Raw genomic sequence first — 17878 nt, 5'->3', positions numbered from 1 at the left:
TAGGGACAGCAGGTGACCATAAGTGCGGCTTAAGGTGACGCGTGCCGCACGCAGAGGTGAACCCTTGGTGAACGGATTCTGCGCCCCTCTAGACTGGGGCGATGACTTCGGGAAGCTTCCACATCCGCTCCGCACGCACCTCAGACGTCACTGACATCGTCGAGATGGCACAGCCGCTGGTGGAGCGCCGGGCGCTGGTGCCCAAGGAGACCGTCTCCTACTACGAGTCCATCCAGGAGTTCCTCGTGGCCGAGGCGGAGGCCACCGGAGAGATGGCCGGCTTCGGTGCGCTGCACGTGATGTGGGAGGACCTGGCGGAGGTGCGCACACTGGCCTCCCATGACGACTGGAGGGGCCGCGGCGTCGGCTCCGCGCTGCTGCGCCGGCTGGTGGAGCGGGCCCGGGCCCTGGGCGTACAGCGGGTGTTCTGCCTGACCTTCGAGGTGGAGTTCTTCACCCGGCACGGCTTCGAGGTCATGAAGGACCAGACCCCGGTGGACCCGGAGGTCTACACCGAGCTGCTGCGCTCCCCCGATGAGGGCGTGGCGGAGTTCCTGGACCTGGCGCGGGTCAAGCCGAACACTCTGGGCAACACCCGGATGATCCTGCACCTCTGAGCCGGAGGTCCCCCTAGGTTCGCCAGAGATCACCCCGGCACCGGGCTACTCGAGCGTCGGGAGGTGGGCGACGGCGTCGTCATGGTCCAGCCCTGTGGCCTCCAGGAGGTCCACCACCATCGTGCGCAGCAGCAGGACCACTGTCTCCCCCTCCAGAGTGTCCACGCTGAGCCGTGCCGGGTGCAGCTGCCGGGCCACCGTGGCGTAGGCGTCGCGGGCCACGCTCATCCGTGGGCTGTCGCCGGAGCTGGTCTCCGAGACCGTCCGGGAGAGCAGCAGCGTGCCCTCGGCGAGCTCCTCGAAGGCGGAGCTCAGCTTCTCCGCACCCTCCTCGGTGAGACCAGCGTGGTCCAGCATGCTGACCGTGCGCCGAGAGACCACCCGCATGCTGCGCACCGCCAGGTCCAGCCGAGAGGCCACCTGATCCATCGAACGTACGTCATGCCGGTGGTGGCGGGAGACGATGGAGTAGCTGGTCAGCTCCCGGGCCGAACGCATGGAGGTGGCCACGCCGTCGATCTGGTCCTGCAGACCGCGGCAGCGGATCAGCGCATGCCAGGCCTGCCTCGAATCAGTGGTACGCACCGCCGCGCCGGTCTCGCGCAGCGCTTTGATCAGCTCCTCCGCCACAGACTTCAGCTCGCGGACCGGCTCGCGGCGCGGGTCCTTCGGAGTGATCACGGTGATCAGGATGGCCACCGACCCGCCGATCACCGCATCCATGCTGCGCACCAGGGGCCCGCCGTCGGGTGCCGGCAGCATCACCACCAGCAGCGCCTGCAGACCCATCTGCATGGTGAAGGTGGCACCCGGGTCAAGGATGCGGGCCAGCATGATGGAGAAGAAGACGACGACGAGCGCCGTCACCAGTCCGGTGCCGAAGAAGTAGAGGAGGGTATCGCCGATGAGGATACCCAACGTGCAGCCCAGTGCCACCTCCACCGTGCGGCGCAGCTGAGGCTCCTTGGAGAAGCCCATGGCGATCAGCGCGGCGACAGCGGCGAAGATCGGCGCCTCATGGCCCACGACACGTTCTGCGAAGGTATAGGCCCCGACACCGGCCACAGTCATCTGCAGAGCCGGGATCATGGAGCGGCGGGCACGCACCAGCCCGGAGGAGAGCCGGTTGGTCAGGAAGCGGCGGCCCTCGCGCAGGCGGACGCGCAGACCGCGGGGCAGGTTGCCCGAGGATTCCGGTCGGTCGTGGCTGTCCGGGGCGCTCTCGGAGATGCGGTCGTCGTCCATCAGGCCTCCGCCAGGGTGAACTCGTGGGTCTCGGAGGTGATCCCGCCCAGGCTGACGGTCAGCTCATAGGTGCCGGGCTCGAGGTCAGCAGGCTCGGTGCAGTCCGCGGCCGAGTCAGACCGCGGCCAGGTCAGATGTGCGCGCTCGGTCTGGCCGGGATCGAAGTCCATCTCCAAGGAGGCTCCCTCGTCCTGGGCCTGCTCGCCCTGGGCCCCTTCGCCGGGGCCGCACTGGGCGGTGTTGAAGATCTCGCGGCCGCCCGAGGCCACCACGAAGCTCTGCTGTGCGGTTCCCACATCCAGAGTGCAGTCCTCGCTGCCGGTGTTCTGGATCTCCAGGATCAGCAGCGGGGCCTCGTCCGGGGCGTAGGACTCATCGCCGGTGTCGGCGGTGATCTGGACATCGCCGGGGGCGCAGCTGCCGCCGTCGCCGCCCTCGGAGTCGTGCTCGCCGCCGTCGGCGTCATCTGTGTCCTCATCGGAGCCGGCGTCGGCGTCCTGATCGGCGGACTCCTCGGCCTGCTGCTCGGAGGCGGTCTCCTCGGGCTCCTCATCATCGGTGAACAGCCCGATGATGGTGGAGACCAGCCACCAGACGCCCAACAGCGCCAGGACCGCCAGGATGCCGACGGCGATCCGCCGGCGCCGGTACACCGCATCGGACTGCTTCCGAGGCCCCTGAGAACTCATGAGGACAAGGATATCGGCCTGAGCTGCTCACGACGTCAGCTATAGCTGAGTTCTCCTCGGTAGTGGACCCCCGTGGGCCTCACTCTGGAGGGCAGCTCGTGGTATAGACGCTTGAAGGCACGGGTGAAGGTGTCGACGTCATTGAACCCGACGGCAGTGGCGGCTTGCCCGACGGTCGCGCCGTGGAGCAACAGATTTCGAGAGTGCTCCAGGCGCCGGCGTCGGATATAGGATACAGGCGAGTCGCCGACCCGGGTGAAGAGCTTCTGGAGCAGCCGTAACGAGATGTGATGATGGTCGGCGACGCGCCCTGGGCTGAGCAGAGGATCAGCAAGGTGCTCATCGATGTACTGCCTCGCGGCCGTCACCAACAGCTCAGAGTCGATCTGTGGAGGCTGGACCGCTGAGGACGAAGAGAGGGTCGCGCGCAGGAGGCTCATCAGGGCATCTGCGAGCGCAGCATTCTCCAAGGGCCCCGGAGCAGCGTCGGCCTCTGCCGAAGTCGCCAATGCGGTGAGTGCGCGCAGCGGCCCCCCATCCGGAAGGGGCCGTGCCGTCAGGTCGGCGAAGGCGTTCCTGGACATGGGCAGACAGCGACGGGGAACCTGCAGGACAACTTCACTGATCCGCCCGGGGAAGGAAAGAACATACGGCGCCGACGCGTCGTACATGGTCGCCCTGCCTGCCACGAGCTTCACCTGACGACCGTGCTGGCTGACCGAACCGGAGCCGGAGCGGTGCAATGAGATCAGCAGATCGTCGCGCGGGTTCTCACGGATGATCTGGTCGCTGCGGTAGACCTCCGAGGCGCCGCTGGCCACTCTGGTCAGCGAAACGTCCGGACTCAGTATGTGCTGGTTGAGACTGGCGCGGAAGCTCTGAGCAGCCGAACGTACCCGAAGAGGCACGAACGCAGAGCTGCAAGCCTGGGCCCACCCGGGTACAGATCTGACAGACATCTGGCTCATGGCGCCCAACATAGGCCGGAGGACATGACACCAACAACACCCCGTGAGTTTCATCTGGGTTTCATCTCGGCCCTCCGTGCGCAGAATGCCGGATTCTCCGGGGACGCACAGTGTCGCGGCCGTCGAGAGTTCGATGAGTGCGCGAAAAGTCGGATGCCGGGCGTCTTCAGCCAGGTCGAGATCGCCGGGATGTTCATACGGTCTCAGTGTGGACCTCAACCTCGGTCCACGAACCGATACAAGAGAGGATCCTACGATGCCTGACTACACCCACAAGTTCCGAGCGGCCGCGATTCAGGCCGAGTCTGTGTGGAACGACGTCGAGGGCGGCGTCGACAAACTCATCGCCCTGGCCGAGGAGGCGAAGCAGAGCGGCGCCGACATCGCAGCCTTTCCTGAAACCTGGATCCCGGGGTATCCGTGGTTCCTCTGGCTCGACTCGGTCGCGTGGCAGAGCACATTCCTGGTGCGCTACGCCGAGAATTCGATCGAGGTGGGCGGACCTCAGTGGCAGCGCATCGAGCAGGCCGCACGTGATCTCGCGATCACCATCGGATTCGGGTTCAGCGAGCGTGACGGGGCATCGCTCTTCATGTCACAGGCGGTCATCGATGCCACCGGCAGAACAGCGCTGACCCGTCGCAAGCTCAAGCCTACGCACGTCGAGCGGACCCAGTTCGGTGAGGGCGACGCCTCCGACATCACGGTGGTCGAGACCTCGGTCGGCCGCGTGGGGGCTCTCAACTGTTGGGAACATCTGCAGCCGCTGACCAAGTACGCGATGTATGCCCAGCATGAGCAGCTCCATATCGGCGGATGGCCCAGCTTCTCACTTTTCGAAGGAGCTGCCTTCGCCCTCGGTCCAGAGGTCAACACTGCGGCTTCACGCCTCTACGCGGTCGAGGGCGGCTGCTTCGTGCTTGCGCCGTGCGGACTGATCGGCGAGGCTGCTCAGGAAGAGTTTGCCGATACCGACCTCAAGAAGCAGCTCCTCGCTCTCGGCGGCGGACACGCCCGCATCTTCGGACCCGACGGCCGCGAAATGGCCGACCCGTTGCCGCCGACCCAGGAAGGCATCCTCTACGCCGACATCGACTACGCGGCGATCATTGCCGCCAAGAACGCCGCCGACCCTGTGGGGCACTACTCCCGTCCCGACGTGTTCACCCTTGGCATCAGGGCAGAAGGCCGTCTGCCGAAGGTCACCACCGCTGCTCCCGTCCCCACACCGGCGGGGGCGGACGCTGAGGAGGCCGAACCCGCAGGTGACGCCGAAGCGACGAAGGGCTGCTGAGGGGGCAGAAACCGCCGGGGCTCTGTGCCGGAGGCCGCACCGTGAAAGGAACTGCGTGAGGGCACGGAGCCTCGGCGATCAGCCGACGTCGGGGGTTGGCGCGGAGGTGGCGTTCATCCGCATGACCGCGTAGTAGAAGGTGCCGCCCAGCAGTGCGCCGATGATCCAGGCGAAGCCCTCCAGGTGCTCCAGCCGCTCCCACCAGACGGTGGCCACGGCGAAGACTGCGGCCAGCCCGACCGCGACCAGTGCGCCGCGGTTCCAGCCGTTGCGGTAGTAGTAGGGCCCGTTCGGGTCCAGGGTGAACATGTCTTCGGTGCGGACGCGGCGCTTGCGGATCACGTAGTAGTCGACGATCAGCACACCGTAGAGCGGTGCCAGCAGCGCGCCGAGGGTGTCCACGAAGGTGGGCAGGCCGGCGTCGTCGATGAAGGCCACCCAAAGGCCGCCGATCACGAATCCGACGGCGGCAGTGATGTAGCCGCCGATCTTGAAGCTGATCTTCTGCGGCGCCAGGTTGGCGAGATCATAGGCCGGCGGGATGAAGTTGGCCACCAGATTGATGCCCACTGTGGCCAGCAGGAAGGTGATCGCTGCAACCACGGCCAGCAGCACGGACTCGGTCTGCTCGACGATGTCCGTGGGGTTCACCATGGGATCTTCCCCAGCGTCCTGGTAGACCACATAGGCACCGGCGGTGATGAACAGGGACAGGAAGGTGAAGAAGGCCAGAGAGACCGGCAGGCCGGTGAAGTTGCCGAGCTTCATGGAACGCTCGGACTTGGAGAACCGGGAGAAGTCGCCGAAGTTGATGATGACTGCGGCGAAGTAGGCGACCATCGTGCCGATCACGCCGAAGAAGGCGCTGACCGCGGCCCAGCCGGTGACGTCATCGGAGGCGAAGATGGAGCCCACGGCGGGGATCATCTCGTCGCCGGCACGGACCCAGATCATGATCAGCAGGACCACCATGACCGCGTACACCGCGGGGCCGGCGAAGTTCAGGAAGCGGGTGATCATGTCGATGCCGCGGGTGAAGATGACCACCTGCAGCACGGCCACGATGACATAGGAGATCCAGCCGATGACGTCCAGGCCCAGGAAGGTGCCCCCGCCGGGGTGGTCCAGCGCGGCGTTGAAGGCCAGCGCCACTGCAGTGGAGGCGAAGTAGGTCTGCGCGCCATACCAGAAGATCGCGACCACGCCGCGGACCAGGGCCGGGAACTTGGCGCCGAGGACGCCCATGGAGGGCCGGGCGATGACGGCATAGGGCACGCCGTGCTTCACGCTCGGGGAGCCGGAGAGGTTGACCAGCCAGTTCACGAAGACGCCGGCCAGGATGATGGCGGCGAAGACATACCAGCCGTTGAGCCCGGCCGAGACGAACAGCGAGGCGGCCAGGGTGTAGCCGGCCAGGGACTGCACGTCATTGGTCCAGACGTTGAATACCTCGAAGGCGCCCCACTTGCGCTTCTCCTGGGGCACCGGTGCGAGGTCCTCGTTATGGAGTCCCGGGGCAGGTGCCGGCACGGCGGACTGCGGCGGCGTATCCTGCCGCTGCTGCGCACTGGACGCGGCGGTGGTCTCAGTCATGGAAAGCGTCTCCGATCGTGAACTTCTGGCGCACACCGAAGGTGCGATTCGCCTTCACGCTAGCGAGAGAGAAACGATCGTTTCTACACAGAACGCCCATTTGGAACAGCCGTTACACACAATTTACGCCGCTGAAATCTCAGAGCTCTGAGGGGCTGAGCAGATGCGCGGGGAAACATGTCAGAGCCCCCGGATAGGGTGAGACCAGCGATCAGAGAGGGGAGCGAGCATGGCCAAGAAGAAGGGTGCTCCGAGCTTCGAATGCACCGAATGCGGCTGGCAGACCGTGAAGTGGGTCGGCCGCTGCCCGGAATGCCAGGCATGGGGCACCGTGGAGGAGAAGGGCCAGGTCACAGCACGCACGACGGCGGCCTCCAGCCTCGCCCAGCCGGCCAAGGCCATCCACGACGTCGACTCCTCGCTCGCCTCCTTCCGCGCCACCTCCATCGGCGAGCTGGACCGGGTGCTGGGCGGCGGACTGGTGCCCGGCGCGGTGATCCTGATGGCCGGCGAGCCCGGCGTCGGGAAGTCCACTCTGCTGCTGCAGGTGGCCTCTTCCGTGGCCAAGGCCCATCCGGAGCAGCCGGTGCTCTATCTGACCGGAGAGGAGTCGGCCGCCCAGGTGAAGAAGCGCGCTGAGCGGATCGGCGCGATCACCGATGGGCTCTACCTGGCCGCGGAGTCCGATCTCGGCCAGGCCCTGGGACAGGTGGAGGAGACCGGCGCCGAGGCCGGCGGGCCCCAGCTGACCATCATGGACTCGGTGCAGACCTTCTCCTCCGCGGCGGTGGACGGCGCGGCCGGCGGCGTCACGCAGATCCGCGAGGTCACGGCGTCGATGATCGAGGCCGCCAAGCGCAAGAACATGACCACCATCCTGGTGGGCCACGTGACCAAGGACGGCAATATCGCCGGACCCCGCATGCTGGAACATCTCGTGGACGTGGTCTGCCAGTTCGAGGGCGACCGCCACTCCCGGCTGCGGCTGCTGCGCGCGGTGAAGAACCGCTACGGCCCCACCGACGACGTCGGCTGCTTCGACCTCAACGAGGACGGCCTGACCTCTCTGGCTGACCCTTCCGGACTCTTCGTCTCTGCGCTGACGGACCGGGTGCCAGGCACCTGCATCACCATCACTCTGGAGGGCCGGCGGCCGCTGACCGCGGAGGTCCAGGCCCTGGTGGCCGAATCCCAGGCCTCTCAGCCGCGGCGGGCCGTCTCCGGATTGGATTCGCCGCGGGTCTCCATGCTGCTGGCGGTGCTGCAGCGGCGGGCACGGCTGGCCACGCTGATGAAGTCGGAGGCCTATGTGGCCACTGTGGGCGGTGTGAAGATCACCGAGCCGGCCGCCGATCTCTCCATCGCACTGGCCGTGGCCTCGGCCGCGCTGGAGAAGCCGCTGCCGAACAGGTTTGTGGCCTTCGGCGAGGTCGGACTGGCCGGCGAGGTGCGCCCGGTGCCTGGGCTGCAGCGCCGGCTCCAGGAGGCTCAGCGGCTGGGCTTCACCCATGCGATCATCCCACGAAACCCTGACGGAAATGACAGCATTCCGGAGGGCATGCGGGTCAGAGAAGTGGGTTCCCTGCCGGAGGCGCTGAACCTGGTGCTCGACGGCGGACCGCCCAAGGAGGAGTGAAGGGCTGCGGTTCCCCTGCCCGCGCCCTGCCGAATTGCGTACCCCGTTGTCGAGAATGGGGGACACGATCCGCTCAAAGTGGTCATTCCGGTACGCGATTCTTCTGGTCAGAGCACGCCGGGAAGGGCCACTCGGCCATCATGCTCCTCGGCGAGATCATCCCTGAGCAAGGAGTCCAGGCAGCGTATGCGCTGTTCCTCTGAAGCCTCTGGGAGAGGCAGGCCCTCCAGCAACGTTCCACGCTGAACGGGCTCGCCCTTACGCAGCTCGGCCATGATCGCACCGCGCACCTGGCGGTCGGTGCCGGCCCATGCCTGCCCCTTGGTCTGCTGCGCCTCAGTGGGCGGCGGCGACCCTGCGGCCACCCAGGCACACAGGTCCGCCACCGGGCAGATGGCGCACTGCGGGGACTTCGCCGTGCAGATCAGCGCCCCGAGCTCCATGGCCGAAGCATTCCACGCACAGGCTTCGCGGCCCTGGTCATGAGCAGTCTCCGGCATGAGCTCATGCGCCAGCTTCCGCTGGGCTGCGGTATAGGTCTTGCCCGGCAGCGCCGCACCGGAGAACACCCTGGCATGGACGCGGCGGATATTGGTGTCCACCACCACCTCGGGCTGGCCGAAGGCGAAACTGGCCACCGCCGCCGCGGTATACTCCCCCACTCCGGGCAGCGCCCGCAGCTCATCAGCCGTACCCGGCACCTCTCCGTCATGCTGGTCCACCATCGCCTGAGCCGCGGCCTGAAGCCGCAGGGCGCGGCGCGGGTACCCCAGCCGATCCCAGACGGTGAGGATCTCGGAGGCCGGTGCGGCCGCCGTCGCCGTCGGGGTGGGCCAGCGGCGCATCCATTCCTCCCAGCGGGGCAGCACACGGCCGACCGGGGTCTGCTGGAGCATGACCTCGCTGACCATCACGCCCCAAGAAGTGCATTCGGGGCGACGCCAGGGCAGGTCGCGGGCCTGCTCCTCGAACCACCCGATCACCCGGGGATGGACTTCAGCAGGATGCGGAGCGAGGGAGGAATAGGCAGACATCGGCACCCAGTCTATTGGGCCGGGAGCCGGCGCTCCCGCAGGATTCCAACGGGATCTGCCGCAGGAAGGTCAGCAGCAGGAGGAACCGCGCTGCGCTGAACCGACCTCGGCTGACCCACCCTCGGACCGGGCCCCATCGAGCATGCCGTTCAGCGCCGTATCCGCGCAGAGGTCCTCGCAAAGTCCGCGCAGCGCGCCAGGGACAGTGGCGTAATAGGTCCAGCTGCCCCGGCGCTCCCGGGCCAGGAAGCCGGCGTCGACCAGGATCTTCAGGTGGTGGGAGACCGTGGGCTGGCCCAGTCCCACCGGTTCGGTCAGGTCGCAGACGCAGGCCTCGCCGCCCTCGGAGGCCGCGATGAGGGAGAGCAGGGTGAGCCGGTTCGGGTCACCCAGCGCCTTGAAGCGCACGGCCAGGTCGGCCGCGGCCTCAGCCTGAAGGGTCGGCTGCGCGGGGGTGGCAGTGCAGCACTCGGCGTCGGTCTGAGCAGTCATCTCCAGCACCTCTTCTGTGGATATTGACATCTGTCGATATAGACGAGGATACTGCCGTTATCGAAGTTTGTCGATAACCCGAGAGGATCCCTGTGACCACCACCGGCACCGCCCCCACAGCGCCCGTACTGAATCGCCTGAGCGCGTTGGACCGCTTCCTGCCGCTGTGGATCCTGGCCGCCATGGCGCTGGGACTCCTGCTGGGCGCCGTCGCTCCGGGCTTCGGCGCCGCCTTGGAGGCCGTGGAGATCGCCGGCGTCTCAGTACCCATCGCCCTGGGACTGCTGGTGATGATGTACCCAGTGCTGGCCAAGGTCCGCTACTCCGAGACCGACGCCGTGCTCGGCGACCGCCGCCTGATCATCACCTCCCTGGTGATCAACTGGCTGCTGGCCCCGGCGTTCATGTTCGTCCTGGCCTGGGTCTTCCTGCCGGATCTGCCTGAATACCGCACCGGGCTGATCATCGTGGGCCTGGCCCGATGCATCGCCATGGTGCTGATCTGGAACGATCTGGCCTGCGGCGACCGGGAGGCGGCCGCCGTGCTGGTAGCCATCAACTCGGTCTTCCAGGTGTTCATGTTCGGCGTACTCGGATGGTTCTACCTGCAGCTGCTGCCCGGCTGGCTGGGCCTGGAGACCACCTCCGCGGAGTTCTCCATCGGGGCGATCACCCTCTCGGTCCTGGTCTTCCTGGGCATCCCGTTGGCCGCCGGCTTCCTCACCCGCACCTTCGGCGAGCGGCGCATGGGCCGCGACGCCTATGAGTCCCGCGTTCTGCCGAAGCTGGGCCCCTGGGCGCTCTACGGCCTGCTGTTCACCATCGTGGTGCTCTTCGCGCTCCAGGGCGAGCAGGTACTGAGCCAGCCGTTGGACGTGGCCCGGATCGCCGCTCCCCTGCTGGTCTACTTCGTGGTGACCTTCTGCACCTCCATGCTGATCGGCCGACTGCTGCGCATGGACTACGCCCGCTCCACCACGCTGGCCTTCACCGCTGCCGGCAACAACTTCGAGCTGGCCATCGCCGTCTCCATCGCCACCTTCGGCGCCGCCAGCGGACAGGCCCTGACAGGCGTCGTGGGTCCGCTGATCGAGGTCCCAGTCCTGGTGGGGCTGGTCTATGTGGCGCTGTGGGCACGCCGATTCTTCACCGCGGATAGAGTGGCGACGGAACCGAGAGGAGTGAGCCGATGACGCAGAAACCTGGCGATCAGCCCGTACGCGCCGCGGAGGAGGAGATCGTCCCGGCCGCGGAGACCGTCCTGGACGGCAGCACCGAAGACAGCAGCACCCCGGGTGTGCTCTTCGTCTGCGTGCGCAACGGCGGCAAGTCACAGATGGCAGCCGGGCTGATGCGACGAGAACTCGCCGAGGCCGGGGCAGAGGGGAGCATCCTGGTCAGCTCGGCCGGCACCGAGCCCGGCAGCCGCATCAACGCCCTCTCCGCAGACGTCCTACACGACCTCGGCGCAGACATCACCGGGGAGACGCCTACCCCCGTGACTCCGGAAGCCATGCGGGAAGCCGGGCTCGTCGTCGTGATCGGCGCCGAGGCTCAGGTGGACCCGCCCGAGGGCGTGACCGTGGAACGGTGGGAGACCGATGAGCCGAGCGATCGCGGGATCGAAGGACGTGAGCGCATGGAGCTGGTGCGCGATGACATCCATACACACGTCCGCGAGCTGAAGAACCGACTCCTCAGCTGAGACCGACAGCCATCAGCGACGGCGCACGAAGGAGGCGTAGGCGTGATCCCCGCGCATCCTCTCCAGCCGCCGGGCAAAGATGCGTGGGTCTCGCCGCTCCGAGCCCTTATTGCGGCTGGTGAAGATCCAGAACAGGGCTCCGGCCCCCATACACGTTCCGCCCAGGACGGAGCGAGCCACGGCGCCGTCCTCCAGCCCGCTGAGGAGCACGCCCAGACCGACCAGTCCCCCAAGGGCGGCGCCGACCAGCCAGCTGCGCCGCGGGTTCTCCTCCCACGCCTGACAGAGCACTCCTGGGACGGCCTTGGACTGGCGCATGATCCGATCAGCGCTCCACTCCGGGTCACGCGGGTCCACCAGTTCCGCCCTGCCCCCGAAGCCCCATCGCGGATTTCGATTCTCCTCCATCCGGTCCCACCAGTGTCGGTAGAGCGCCACCATGGCCTCTCCCCCGGGGGATCCGGGCTCGGTGAGCCGCCATCCGGCGCGCCGCACGCTCCGGACATTGAGATCGTGGAGCAGGGTCCACAGGATCAGCCCCGGCAGAGAGAGCACCAACCCGACGCCGAGGGCGCCGAAGAGCACATCCATCACGGAAGCAGGAAGGTCCAGCCAGTCGCTGACCATCTGCACGGCCAGGGCGACAGCCGAGAACGCCGAAGCCCCAAAGACGAACCAGCCGGAGGCCTTCCGCGCAGCACGGCTCCTCCGTGTGGAGACACGGATGTCCCCATCCAGCTGATCGATCGCACGCAGCCAGTGCGCCGCGGTCCTGTCCTCAGGGCTCGCGGCGGCCGCTTCCCCCTGGGCCTGTTCGCGGAGCAGCTCATCATGGAACTCGCCTTCCGTTCCAGGCTCTCTCCCACCAGACGGATAGGTCATGGCGCCACCTTAGAGATGACGACGGCGCCCGTCCACCACGCATGGATGGGGACGGGCGCCGTCGGCATGATCGGGCGCAGCGGCCTCAGCTTTCGATCGCAGCCGGCTCGTCGGCGGCCTCGATCTCAGGAGCGGGCTCCTTCCAGTCGAAGGTCAGCTCGCGGTCCGCGCCTTCGCCCTTCAGTCCGATGCTGATCTCCGCGCCGGGCGGGATCTCGCCGAAGAGGATCCGCTCGGAGAGCTGGTCTTCGATCATGGACTGGATCGCCCGGCGCAGCGGACGGGCACCCATAGTGGGGTCGTAGCCCTTCTCTGCGAGGAACTCGCGGGCCGGCTGCGTGACGTCCAATGTCATGGACTGCTCGGCCAGACGACCCCGCAGGCGATTGACGAACAGGTCCACGATCTTGACGATCTCGGACTGCTCCAGCTGCGGGAACACGATGGTGTCATCCACACGGTTGAGGAACTCGGGCCGGAAGTGCTGCTTGAGCTCTTCGTTGACCTTGCCCTTCATCCGCTCGTAGTTGGTGGTGGTGTTGGTGTTCGAGGTGAACCCGGTCATCACACCCTTGGAGATGTCCTTGCTGCCCAGGTTGGTGGTCATGATGATCACCGTGTTCTTGAAGTCCACCACGCGCCCCTGGGAATCGGTCAGGCGACCGTCCTCCAGGATCTGCAGCAACGAGTTGAACAGGTCCTGGTGCGCTTTCTCCACCTCATCGAAGAGCACCACGGAGAAGGGACGACGCCGAACCTTCTCGGTCAGCTGGCCGCCCTCCTCGTAGCCTACGTAGCCCGGAGGGGCACCGAAGAGGCGAGAGACGGTGTGCTTCTCCTGGAACTCGGACATGTCCAGAGTGATCATGGCCTCCTCGTCGCCGAAGAGGAACTCCGCCAGGGACTTGGCCAGCTCCGTCTTACCCACACCGGTGGGGCCGGCGAAGATGAAGGAGCCGGAGGGACGGTTGGGGTCCTTCAGGCCGGCACGGGTGCGGCGGATGGCGCGGGAGAGGCTCTTGACGGCCTCGTCCTGGCCGATGACCCGCTTGTGCAGCTCCTCCTCCATGCGCCTGAGGCGGTCGGACTCCTGCTCGGTGAGCTTGAAGACCGGGATGCCGGTGGAGAAGGCGAGGACCTCGGCGATCAGGTCGCCGTCGACCTCTGCGATCTCGTCCATGGAGCCGGACTTCCAGGCGTCCTCCTTCTCCTGGCGCTCATCGGTGAGGTTCTGCTCCTGATCGCGCAGGTTGGCGGCACCCTCGAAGTCCTGGGCGTCGATGGCGGCTTCCTTCTCCCGCCGGACGTCCTCGATCTTGGCGTCGAACTCCTTGAGCTCCGGCGGCGGGGTCATCTTCTGGATGCGCAGCCGGGCGCCGGCCTCATCGATCAGGTCGATGGCCTTATCCGGGAGGAATCGATCGTTGATGTACCGGTTGGCCAGGTTGGCCGCGGCCTCCAGGGCCTCCTCGGTGATGGAGACCTTGTGGTGGGCCTCGTAACGGTCGCGCAGGCCGCGGAGAACCTGCACGGTGACCTCCACAGTCGGCTCCTCCACCTGGATCGGCTGGAAGCGGCGCTCCAGCGCGGCGTCCTTCTCGATGTGCTTGCGGTACTCATCCAGCGTGGTGGCGCCGATGGTCTGCAGCTCACCGCGGGCCAGCATCGGCTTGAGGATGTTGGCGGCGTCGATGGCACCCTCGGCCGCACCCGCACCGACCAGGGTGTGGATCTCGTCGATGAACAGGATGATGTCGCCGCGGGTGCGGATCTCCTTGAGCACCTTCTTCAGACGCTCTTCGAAGTCGCCGCGGTAACGGGAGCCTGCCACCAGGGAGCCGAGGTCCAGGGTGTAGAGCTGTTTGTCACGGAGGATCTCCGGGACGTTGCCGTTGACGATGTCCTGGGCGAGGCCTTCGACGACGGCAGTCTTGCCGACGCCGGGCTCGCCGATGAGCACCGGGTTGTTCTTGGTGCGGCGGGCCAGCACCTGCATCACGCGCTCACGCTCGTAGTCACGGCCGACCACCGGGTCCAGCTGCGCTTCGCGGGCGGCTGCGGTGAGGTTGCGCCCGAACTGGTCCAGGACCACGGAGCCGGAGGGGTTGCCCTCCTGGTTGCCGCCCTGGCCGACGCCGGCGCCGGCCTTCTCGCCCTGATTGCCGCCGGAGTAGCCGGAGAGCAGCTGGATGACCTGCTGGCGGACCTTGTTGAGGTCGGCGTTCATCTCCACCAGGACCTGGGCGGCGACGCCCTCACCTTCGCGGATCAGGCCCAGCAGGATGTGCTCGGTGCCGATGTAGTTGTGGCCCAACTGCAGGGCCTCGCGCAGCGAGAGCTCCAGGACCTTCTTGGCACGAGGGGTGAAGGGGATGTGGCCCGAGGGTGCGTTCTGCCCGGGACCGATCTTCTCCTGCACCTTCTCGCGGACTCCCTGCAGGGAGATGTCCAGGGACTCGAGCGCCTTCGCTGCGACGCCCTCACCCTCGTGGATGAGGCCGAGCAGAATGTGCTCAGTACCGATGTAGTTGTGGTTGAGCATGCGTGCCTCTTCTTGGGCAAGCACAACGACGCGCCGCGCGCGGTCCGTGAACCTCTCGAACATGGCCAATCGACACTCCTAGCGTTGACTTGTCTCCAGGCTACGGCGTGATGACGACGACGGCGCCCCTGTTCGCCACGGGGAAAAGTCAGGCTCCTCAGCCGCGCCCATACTGCTCGTAGTATTCGGCGTCGAGCATGCCCATCAGGAGCTGGTCGCAGAAGGCGCCACGATGCACCACCGCGTTGCGGCGCCGCCCCTCCACTGTGAATCCGAGCTGCTCGTAGACGCGCACGGCCCGCTCGTTGAAGGAGTAGACCTCCAGCTCCATCTTGCGCGCGCCCATCTCCAGGAAAGCCAGACGCAGAGCCAGCAGCACGGCCTCCCTGCCGTAGCCGCCGTTCTGGTACGGCGGTCCCATCATGATCCCCAGGGTCGCGATCAGGGCGGGCGGAGTGATGCCGTGGACGGCCACATGACCGGCCACCTCCCCGTCGTGGGTGGTCACGGTGTAGCCCACCGATGAACTGTCCCCGTTGGCGGACCAGGCGGACAGCTTCTCCTCCACCGCAGTGCGCGGCCTGCGGACGATCCGGTCCTGCTGGAACAGCGCGACCTCGGGCTCATTCCACCACTCGGCCAGGATGGGCAGATCTTCGGCGCGCTGCTCGCGCAGCCGTACCTTCTCCCCGCCCAGGAGCTCGCGGGACCAGGACACCATCTCGTCGAAGTCACTCATGAGCCCACACTATCGGGGCCCACCGGACGCGCTCTGCTTCCTCCACAGCCCTGATCCTCCACAGCCCTGAGCGCAGAACCGACGCCACGCCCGAGACTCCACAGAACGGGAGGAGTTCAGCCGTGAACACCGGCCCGGTGCTGTGCTGAGAGCACCTGAGGAGAGGAGCCGCGTGGAGAGCATCCCAGCCACTATTGCATGCAGAGTGCATGAACCCGATACTGAGCCCATGGGCACCGTTCAGATCCGAGACGTTCCGGACGACGTGATCGAAGCACTGAAGAAGCAGGCCGCCGCTCTGGGGCTGTCCCTCAGCCAATACCTGCGCCAGGAACTGATCGAGGCGTCCCAGCAGTCCACCTGGCAGGAGATCTTTGACGACATCGAAGCTCACCACGCGAAGTATGGCCCACCGAATATCGACATGGATGCAGTGGTCGCTGACATCCGCGAGCGGCGGGGAGAGATATGAGCCCGCTGGTGCTCGACGCCTCCGCCGCCTTTGAGCTGGTGACCAACGGCAAGAAGTCCCCAGCTGCTTCGGCTCTCGCCGCGCACCACGTATTCGCCCCTGAAATCATGATCCCAGAGACGCTCAACACGTTGCGGGGCAATGTGCTTCGAGGAGATCTCCTCGAAGCGTCCGCTGATCTCGCTGTGAAGAAGCTCCGTCAGGCGCCTGTGAGACTCGCTTCCATGAAACACCTCTCGCAGGCCGCCTGGGCGCTCCGGCATAACGTCTCTCCCTATGACGCCATGTACATCGTCCTGGCCCAACTGCTGGATGCACGAGTCCTCACCGCAGATGCCCGGCTGGCACGGGCGGTCCCTGAACGGACTCAGCTGATCAGCTGAGCACGACAGCGGCCGAGCGACTTCCGATCACCTGTGCCCAGGGGTGATGGCGATGCCTCCCCTACGTAGGGTGGGCATGCGCAACAGGGGTGTGCATCCGTGAGCCTCACCGGCTCAGCCGAGACCAGAGGTCAGCGTCGAAGGATTCCGGCGCGAGCGCGGACATATGCCGCACCGCATGATCCAGCTTGGAACGCCAGATCCGCACCGCGTCCTCAGCCCTGCCCTCCAGCACCGCACTCAGGATCCGACGGTCATCGCCGACGATCCGCTCCACCGCAGGCGTGTAGTCCAGCTGCAGCACGGAGATGAACATCCGTACCCGCAGCGTCAGCGCATGGAAGCTGCGCGCCGACTGCTCCAGCCCCGAGGCCTCCGCCAGCTCCTGCTGAAACTGCAGGTCAGCCTGGCCGACGTCGGTCCGTGTGCCCTCCGCGGCAGCCGCGTCCACGGCGCCGAGCGCCAGACGCACCGGCAGCAGTCTGTGCCGCGGCGCCGTGGCACAGCCGCGCAGCAGCACCATCCCCACATGCAGCCGCGCCGCATACAGGTCGATCACATCCGCACCGGTCACCGCCGGCACGCTGAACCCTCCCTCGGCCGTATCCAGCAGCCCATCATCGGCCAGTCGGCGCATGGCAGAGCGCACCGTCCCGACGCCGAGCCCCAGCTCCGCGGCCAGCGGCCCGGGAGTGATCCGGTCGCCCGCCCGATACCCGGAGTCCATGATCTCTTTGCGCAGCGCGATGGCGATCTGCTCGGTCACCGAGAGCTCCACCTTGGGCAGCCACGGGTTCTGCGGGGCCCGCCCCGGCGGCGGATACTCGGCCACGGCGAGCGCAGCCTCTGAGTCAGAATCTGTAGGAGTTTTCTCCGCCGACTGCTCCCGAGCCCAGCTGACCCCGTGCAGACCACGTCCTGCCCGTGCGGCCAGCATCCGCAGCAGCTCCCCCGGCACGGCACCGGCCGTCTCGGCGCAGCGGTTCAGCAGCGAGGCGACCTCAGCCAGGAACTCCTCCCAGGACCGCTCCCCCGGACGCCATCGAACAGTCAGGGGCTGATCCAGCACGCCAGGCCCGTCCAGATGTGTTGCGTCCCCGGGAACCGCCCCCTCAGGAGCCCCAGTCACCTGGAGCTGAACACGTCGGTCAGCCGCATCCCCAGGATCCACCCACTCGGCCGCGCCCGAGACCCACAGAGCAGCCATCAGGGCAGCGACTCGGCGAGCGAACGCCATCGGGCTCGCCGCCTTGGGTCCCATCGGAACCGGCTCAAAGACCAGACGGATCGAGGGAAAGGCCACCTCCATCTCCTTCAGCTGGAGCGGAAGGTCACCAGAAGGACAGCCGTCACCAGCAGAATCCCCGACGCCGGCCGCCCCAGCAGCCTCAACCACACCACCAGCCTCAGCATCCTCAGCCCGACCAGAACCAGCCCCACCGCGGATCCTGCGGAAGGCCCTGCTCACCAGGGTCTGACTCAGTCCGGTCAACTCGGCCACGCGGCGGGTGGAGAACTCGCGTGTCCCCACTCGAGGCCCGGCAGTGGCCAGAACACTGGCCACGATCCGGTCCGCCGAGTCCTGGA

General features: G+C 66.9%; 17 protein-coding genes. 7 read left to right on the top strand and 10 right to left on the bottom strand.

The features are described 5' to 3' along the window. The first annotated feature begins 101 nt into the window (after positions 1–101). Entirely contained in the window at positions 102–617 is a 516-nt protein-coding gene (locus tag IEW85_RS01425) for an amino-acid N-acetyltransferase (RefSeq protein WP_188682187.1), read from the top strand. Positions 618–662: 45 nt separating this feature from the next. On the opposite strand, the gene IEW85_RS01420 is transcribed toward IEW85_RS01425, so the two are convergent. The 3 genes from IEW85_RS01420 to IEW85_RS01410 are packed head-to-tail and all read right to left on the bottom strand — an operon-like array spanning position 663 to position 3510. Beyond that, the gene (locus IEW85_RS01420) at positions 663–1862 is read right to left on the bottom strand and encodes an FUSC family protein (RefSeq protein ID WP_229658695.1); all 1200 of its coding nucleotides are present in this window, start codon (positions 1860–1862) and stop codon (positions 663–665) included. Further along, entirely contained in the window at positions 1862–2551 is a 690-nt protein-coding gene (locus IEW85_RS01415) for a hypothetical protein (RefSeq protein WP_188682186.1), read from the bottom strand. Before IEW85_RS01415 ends, IEW85_RS01420 begins: the two co-directional genes overlap by 1 nt. Before the next feature lie 35 nt (positions 2552–2586). Beyond that, positions 2587–3510, bottom strand: a complete 924-nt coding sequence (locus tag IEW85_RS01410) for an AraC-like ligand-binding domain-containing protein (protein WP_229658732.1) — start codon at positions 3508–3510, stop codon at positions 2587–2589. A 265-nt stretch (positions 3511–3775) separates the two neighbouring features. Here IEW85_RS01410 and IEW85_RS01405 point away from each other — a divergent pair, with 265 nt between their 5' ends. Next, entirely contained in the window at positions 3776–4813 is a 1038-nt protein-coding gene (locus tag IEW85_RS01405) for a carbon-nitrogen hydrolase family protein (RefSeq protein WP_188682184.1), read from the top strand. Between the two features lie 78 nt (positions 4814–4891). Here IEW85_RS01405 and IEW85_RS01400 read toward each other — a convergent pair whose 3' ends face one another. Next, positions 4892–6406, bottom strand: a complete 1515-nt coding sequence (locus tag IEW85_RS01400; RefSeq protein ID WP_188682183.1) for an NCS1 family nucleobase:cation symporter-1 — start codon at positions 6404–6406, stop codon at positions 4892–4894. A gap of 229 nt (positions 6407–6635) precedes the next feature. Here IEW85_RS01400 and radA point away from each other — a divergent pair, with 229 nt between their 5' ends. After that, on the top strand, positions 6636–8042 hold the full coding sequence (gene radA, locus IEW85_RS01395; RefSeq protein WP_188682182.1) for a DNA repair protein RadA: 1407 nt from the start codon (positions 6636–6638) through the stop codon (positions 8040–8042). A gap of 107 nt (positions 8043–8149) precedes the next feature. Here the strand turns inward: radA and IEW85_RS01390 are convergent, their stop codons facing one another. Together IEW85_RS01390 and IEW85_RS01385 are read right to left on the bottom strand one after the other, a co-directional pair. After that, positions 8150–9076: an iron-sulfur binding domain-containing protein gene (locus IEW85_RS01390; RefSeq protein ID WP_188682181.1), complete on the bottom strand. Its 927-nt coding sequence runs from the start codon at positions 9074–9076 to the stop codon at positions 8150–8152. Positions 9077–9145: 69 nt separating this feature from the next. Beyond that, complete coding sequence (locus IEW85_RS01385) at positions 9146–9568, bottom strand: ArsR/SmtB family transcription factor (RefSeq protein WP_188682180.1); 423 nt, start codon at positions 9566–9568, stop codon at positions 9146–9148. A 92-nt stretch (positions 9569–9660) separates the two neighbouring features. On the opposite strand from IEW85_RS01385, the gene arsB reads away from it, so the two are divergent. Together arsB and IEW85_RS01375 are read left to right on the top strand one after the other, a co-directional pair. Then, on the top strand, positions 9661–10761 hold the full coding sequence (gene arsB / locus IEW85_RS01380; RefSeq protein ID WP_188682179.1) for an ACR3 family arsenite efflux transporter: 1101 nt from the start codon (positions 9661–9663) through the stop codon (positions 10759–10761). Further along, on the top strand, positions 10758–11273 hold the full coding sequence (locus tag IEW85_RS01375; protein WP_188682178.1) for an arsenate-mycothiol transferase ArsC: 516 nt from the start codon (positions 10758–10760) through the stop codon (positions 11271–11273). The genes arsB and IEW85_RS01375 overlap by 4 nt, the downstream gene beginning before the upstream one ends. Positions 11274–11285: 12 nt before the next feature. On the opposite strand, the gene IEW85_RS01370 is transcribed toward IEW85_RS01375, so the two are convergent. The 3 genes from IEW85_RS01370 to IEW85_RS01360 all read right to left on the bottom strand — a co-directional run bounded on the left by IEW85_RS01370 (position 11286) and on the right by IEW85_RS01360 (position 15436). Next, entirely contained in the window at positions 11286–12155 is an 870-nt protein-coding gene (locus IEW85_RS01370; RefSeq protein ID WP_188682177.1) for a hypothetical protein, read from the bottom strand. An 85-nt stretch (positions 12156–12240) separates the two neighbouring features. Next, positions 12241–14760, bottom strand: a complete 2520-nt coding sequence (locus IEW85_RS01365) for an ATP-dependent Clp protease ATP-binding subunit (protein WP_188682176.1) — start codon at positions 14758–14760, stop codon at positions 12241–12243. A 94-nt stretch (positions 14761–14854) separates the two neighbouring features. Further along, on the bottom strand, positions 14855–15436 hold the full coding sequence (locus IEW85_RS01360) for a GNAT family N-acetyltransferase (RefSeq protein ID WP_188682175.1): 582 nt from the start codon (positions 15434–15436) through the stop codon (positions 14855–14857). Positions 15437–15665: 229 nt separating this feature from the next. On the opposite strand from IEW85_RS01360, the gene IEW85_RS01355 reads away from it, so the two are divergent. Both IEW85_RS01355 and IEW85_RS01350 read left to right on the top strand, forming a co-directional pair. After that, positions 15666–15908, top strand: coding sequence for a FitA-like ribbon-helix-helix domain-containing protein (locus IEW85_RS01355; protein ID WP_188682174.1), 243 nt, complete (start codon positions 15666–15668; stop codon positions 15906–15908). Continuing rightward, entirely contained in the window at positions 15905–16291 is a 387-nt protein-coding gene (locus IEW85_RS01350; protein WP_188682173.1) for a type II toxin-antitoxin system VapC family toxin, read from the top strand. Before IEW85_RS01355 ends, IEW85_RS01350 begins: the two co-directional genes overlap by 4 nt. Before the next feature lie 106 nt (positions 16292–16397). Here the strand turns inward: IEW85_RS01350 and IEW85_RS01345 are convergent, their stop codons facing one another. Further along, entirely contained in the window at positions 16398–17360 is a 963-nt protein-coding gene (locus IEW85_RS01345; RefSeq protein ID WP_188682172.1) for a GntR family transcriptional regulator, read from the bottom strand. Positions 17361–17878: the final 518 nt, after the last annotated feature.

Origin of the sequence: Nesterenkonia cremea (assembly GCF_014642675.1) — a bacterium.
In the GTDB taxonomy this organism is placed as follows: Bacteria; Actinomycetota; Actinomycetes; order Actinomycetales; family Micrococcaceae; genus Nesterenkonia; species Nesterenkonia cremea.
This window is presented reverse-complemented; position numbering and strand designations above follow the sequence as displayed.

Excerpts from the sequence above, each read along its gene's own strand:
- IEW85_RS01425 (WP_188682187.1), top strand. The coding sequence starts at position 102 with ATGACTTCGGGAAGCTTCCACATCCGCTCCGCACGCACCTCAGACGTC.
- IEW85_RS01420 (WP_229658695.1), bottom strand. The coding sequence starts at position 1,862 with ATGGACGACGACCGCATCTCCGAGAGCGCCCCGGACAGCCACGACCGA.
- IEW85_RS01415 (WP_188682186.1), bottom strand. The coding sequence starts at position 2,551 with ATGAGTTCTCAGGGGCCTCGGAAGCAGTCCGATGCGGTGTACCGGCGC.
- IEW85_RS01410 (WP_229658732.1), bottom strand. The coding sequence starts at position 3,510 with ATGTCTGTCAGATCTGTACCCGGGTGGGCCCAGGCTTGCAGCTCTGCG.
- IEW85_RS01405 (WP_188682184.1), top strand. The coding sequence starts at position 3,776 with ATGCCTGACTACACCCACAAGTTCCGAGCGGCCGCGATTCAGGCCGAG.
- IEW85_RS01400 (WP_188682183.1), bottom strand. The coding sequence starts at position 6,406 with ATGACTGAGACCACCGCCGCGTCCAGTGCGCAGCAGCGGCAGGATACG.
- radA (WP_188682182.1), top strand. The coding sequence starts at position 6,636 with ATGGCCAAGAAGAAGGGTGCTCCGAGCTTCGAATGCACCGAATGCGGC.
- IEW85_RS01390 (WP_188682181.1), bottom strand. The coding sequence starts at position 9,076 with ATGTCTGCCTATTCCTCCCTCGCTCCGCATCCTGCTGAAGTCCATCCC.
- IEW85_RS01385 (WP_188682180.1), bottom strand. The coding sequence starts at position 9,568 with ATGACTGCTCAGACCGACGCCGAGTGCTGCACTGCCACCCCCGCGCAG.
- IEW85_RS01375 (WP_188682178.1), top strand. The coding sequence starts at position 10,758 with ATGACGCAGAAACCTGGCGATCAGCCCGTACGCGCCGCGGAGGAGGAG.
- IEW85_RS01370 (WP_188682177.1), bottom strand. The coding sequence starts at position 12,155 with ATGACCTATCCGTCTGGTGGGAGAGAGCCTGGAACGGAAGGCGAGTTC.
- IEW85_RS01365 (WP_188682176.1), bottom strand. The coding sequence starts at position 14,760 with ATGTTCGAGAGGTTCACGGACCGCGCGCGGCGCGTCGTTGTGCTTGCC.
- IEW85_RS01360 (WP_188682175.1), bottom strand. The coding sequence starts at position 15,436 with ATGAGTGACTTCGACGAGATGGTGTCCTGGTCCCGCGAGCTCCTGGGC.
- IEW85_RS01355 (WP_188682174.1), top strand. The coding sequence starts at position 15,666 with ATGGGCACCGTTCAGATCCGAGACGTTCCGGACGACGTGATCGAAGCA.
- IEW85_RS01350 (WP_188682173.1), top strand. The coding sequence starts at position 15,905 with ATGAGCCCGCTGGTGCTCGACGCCTCCGCCGCCTTTGAGCTGGTGACC.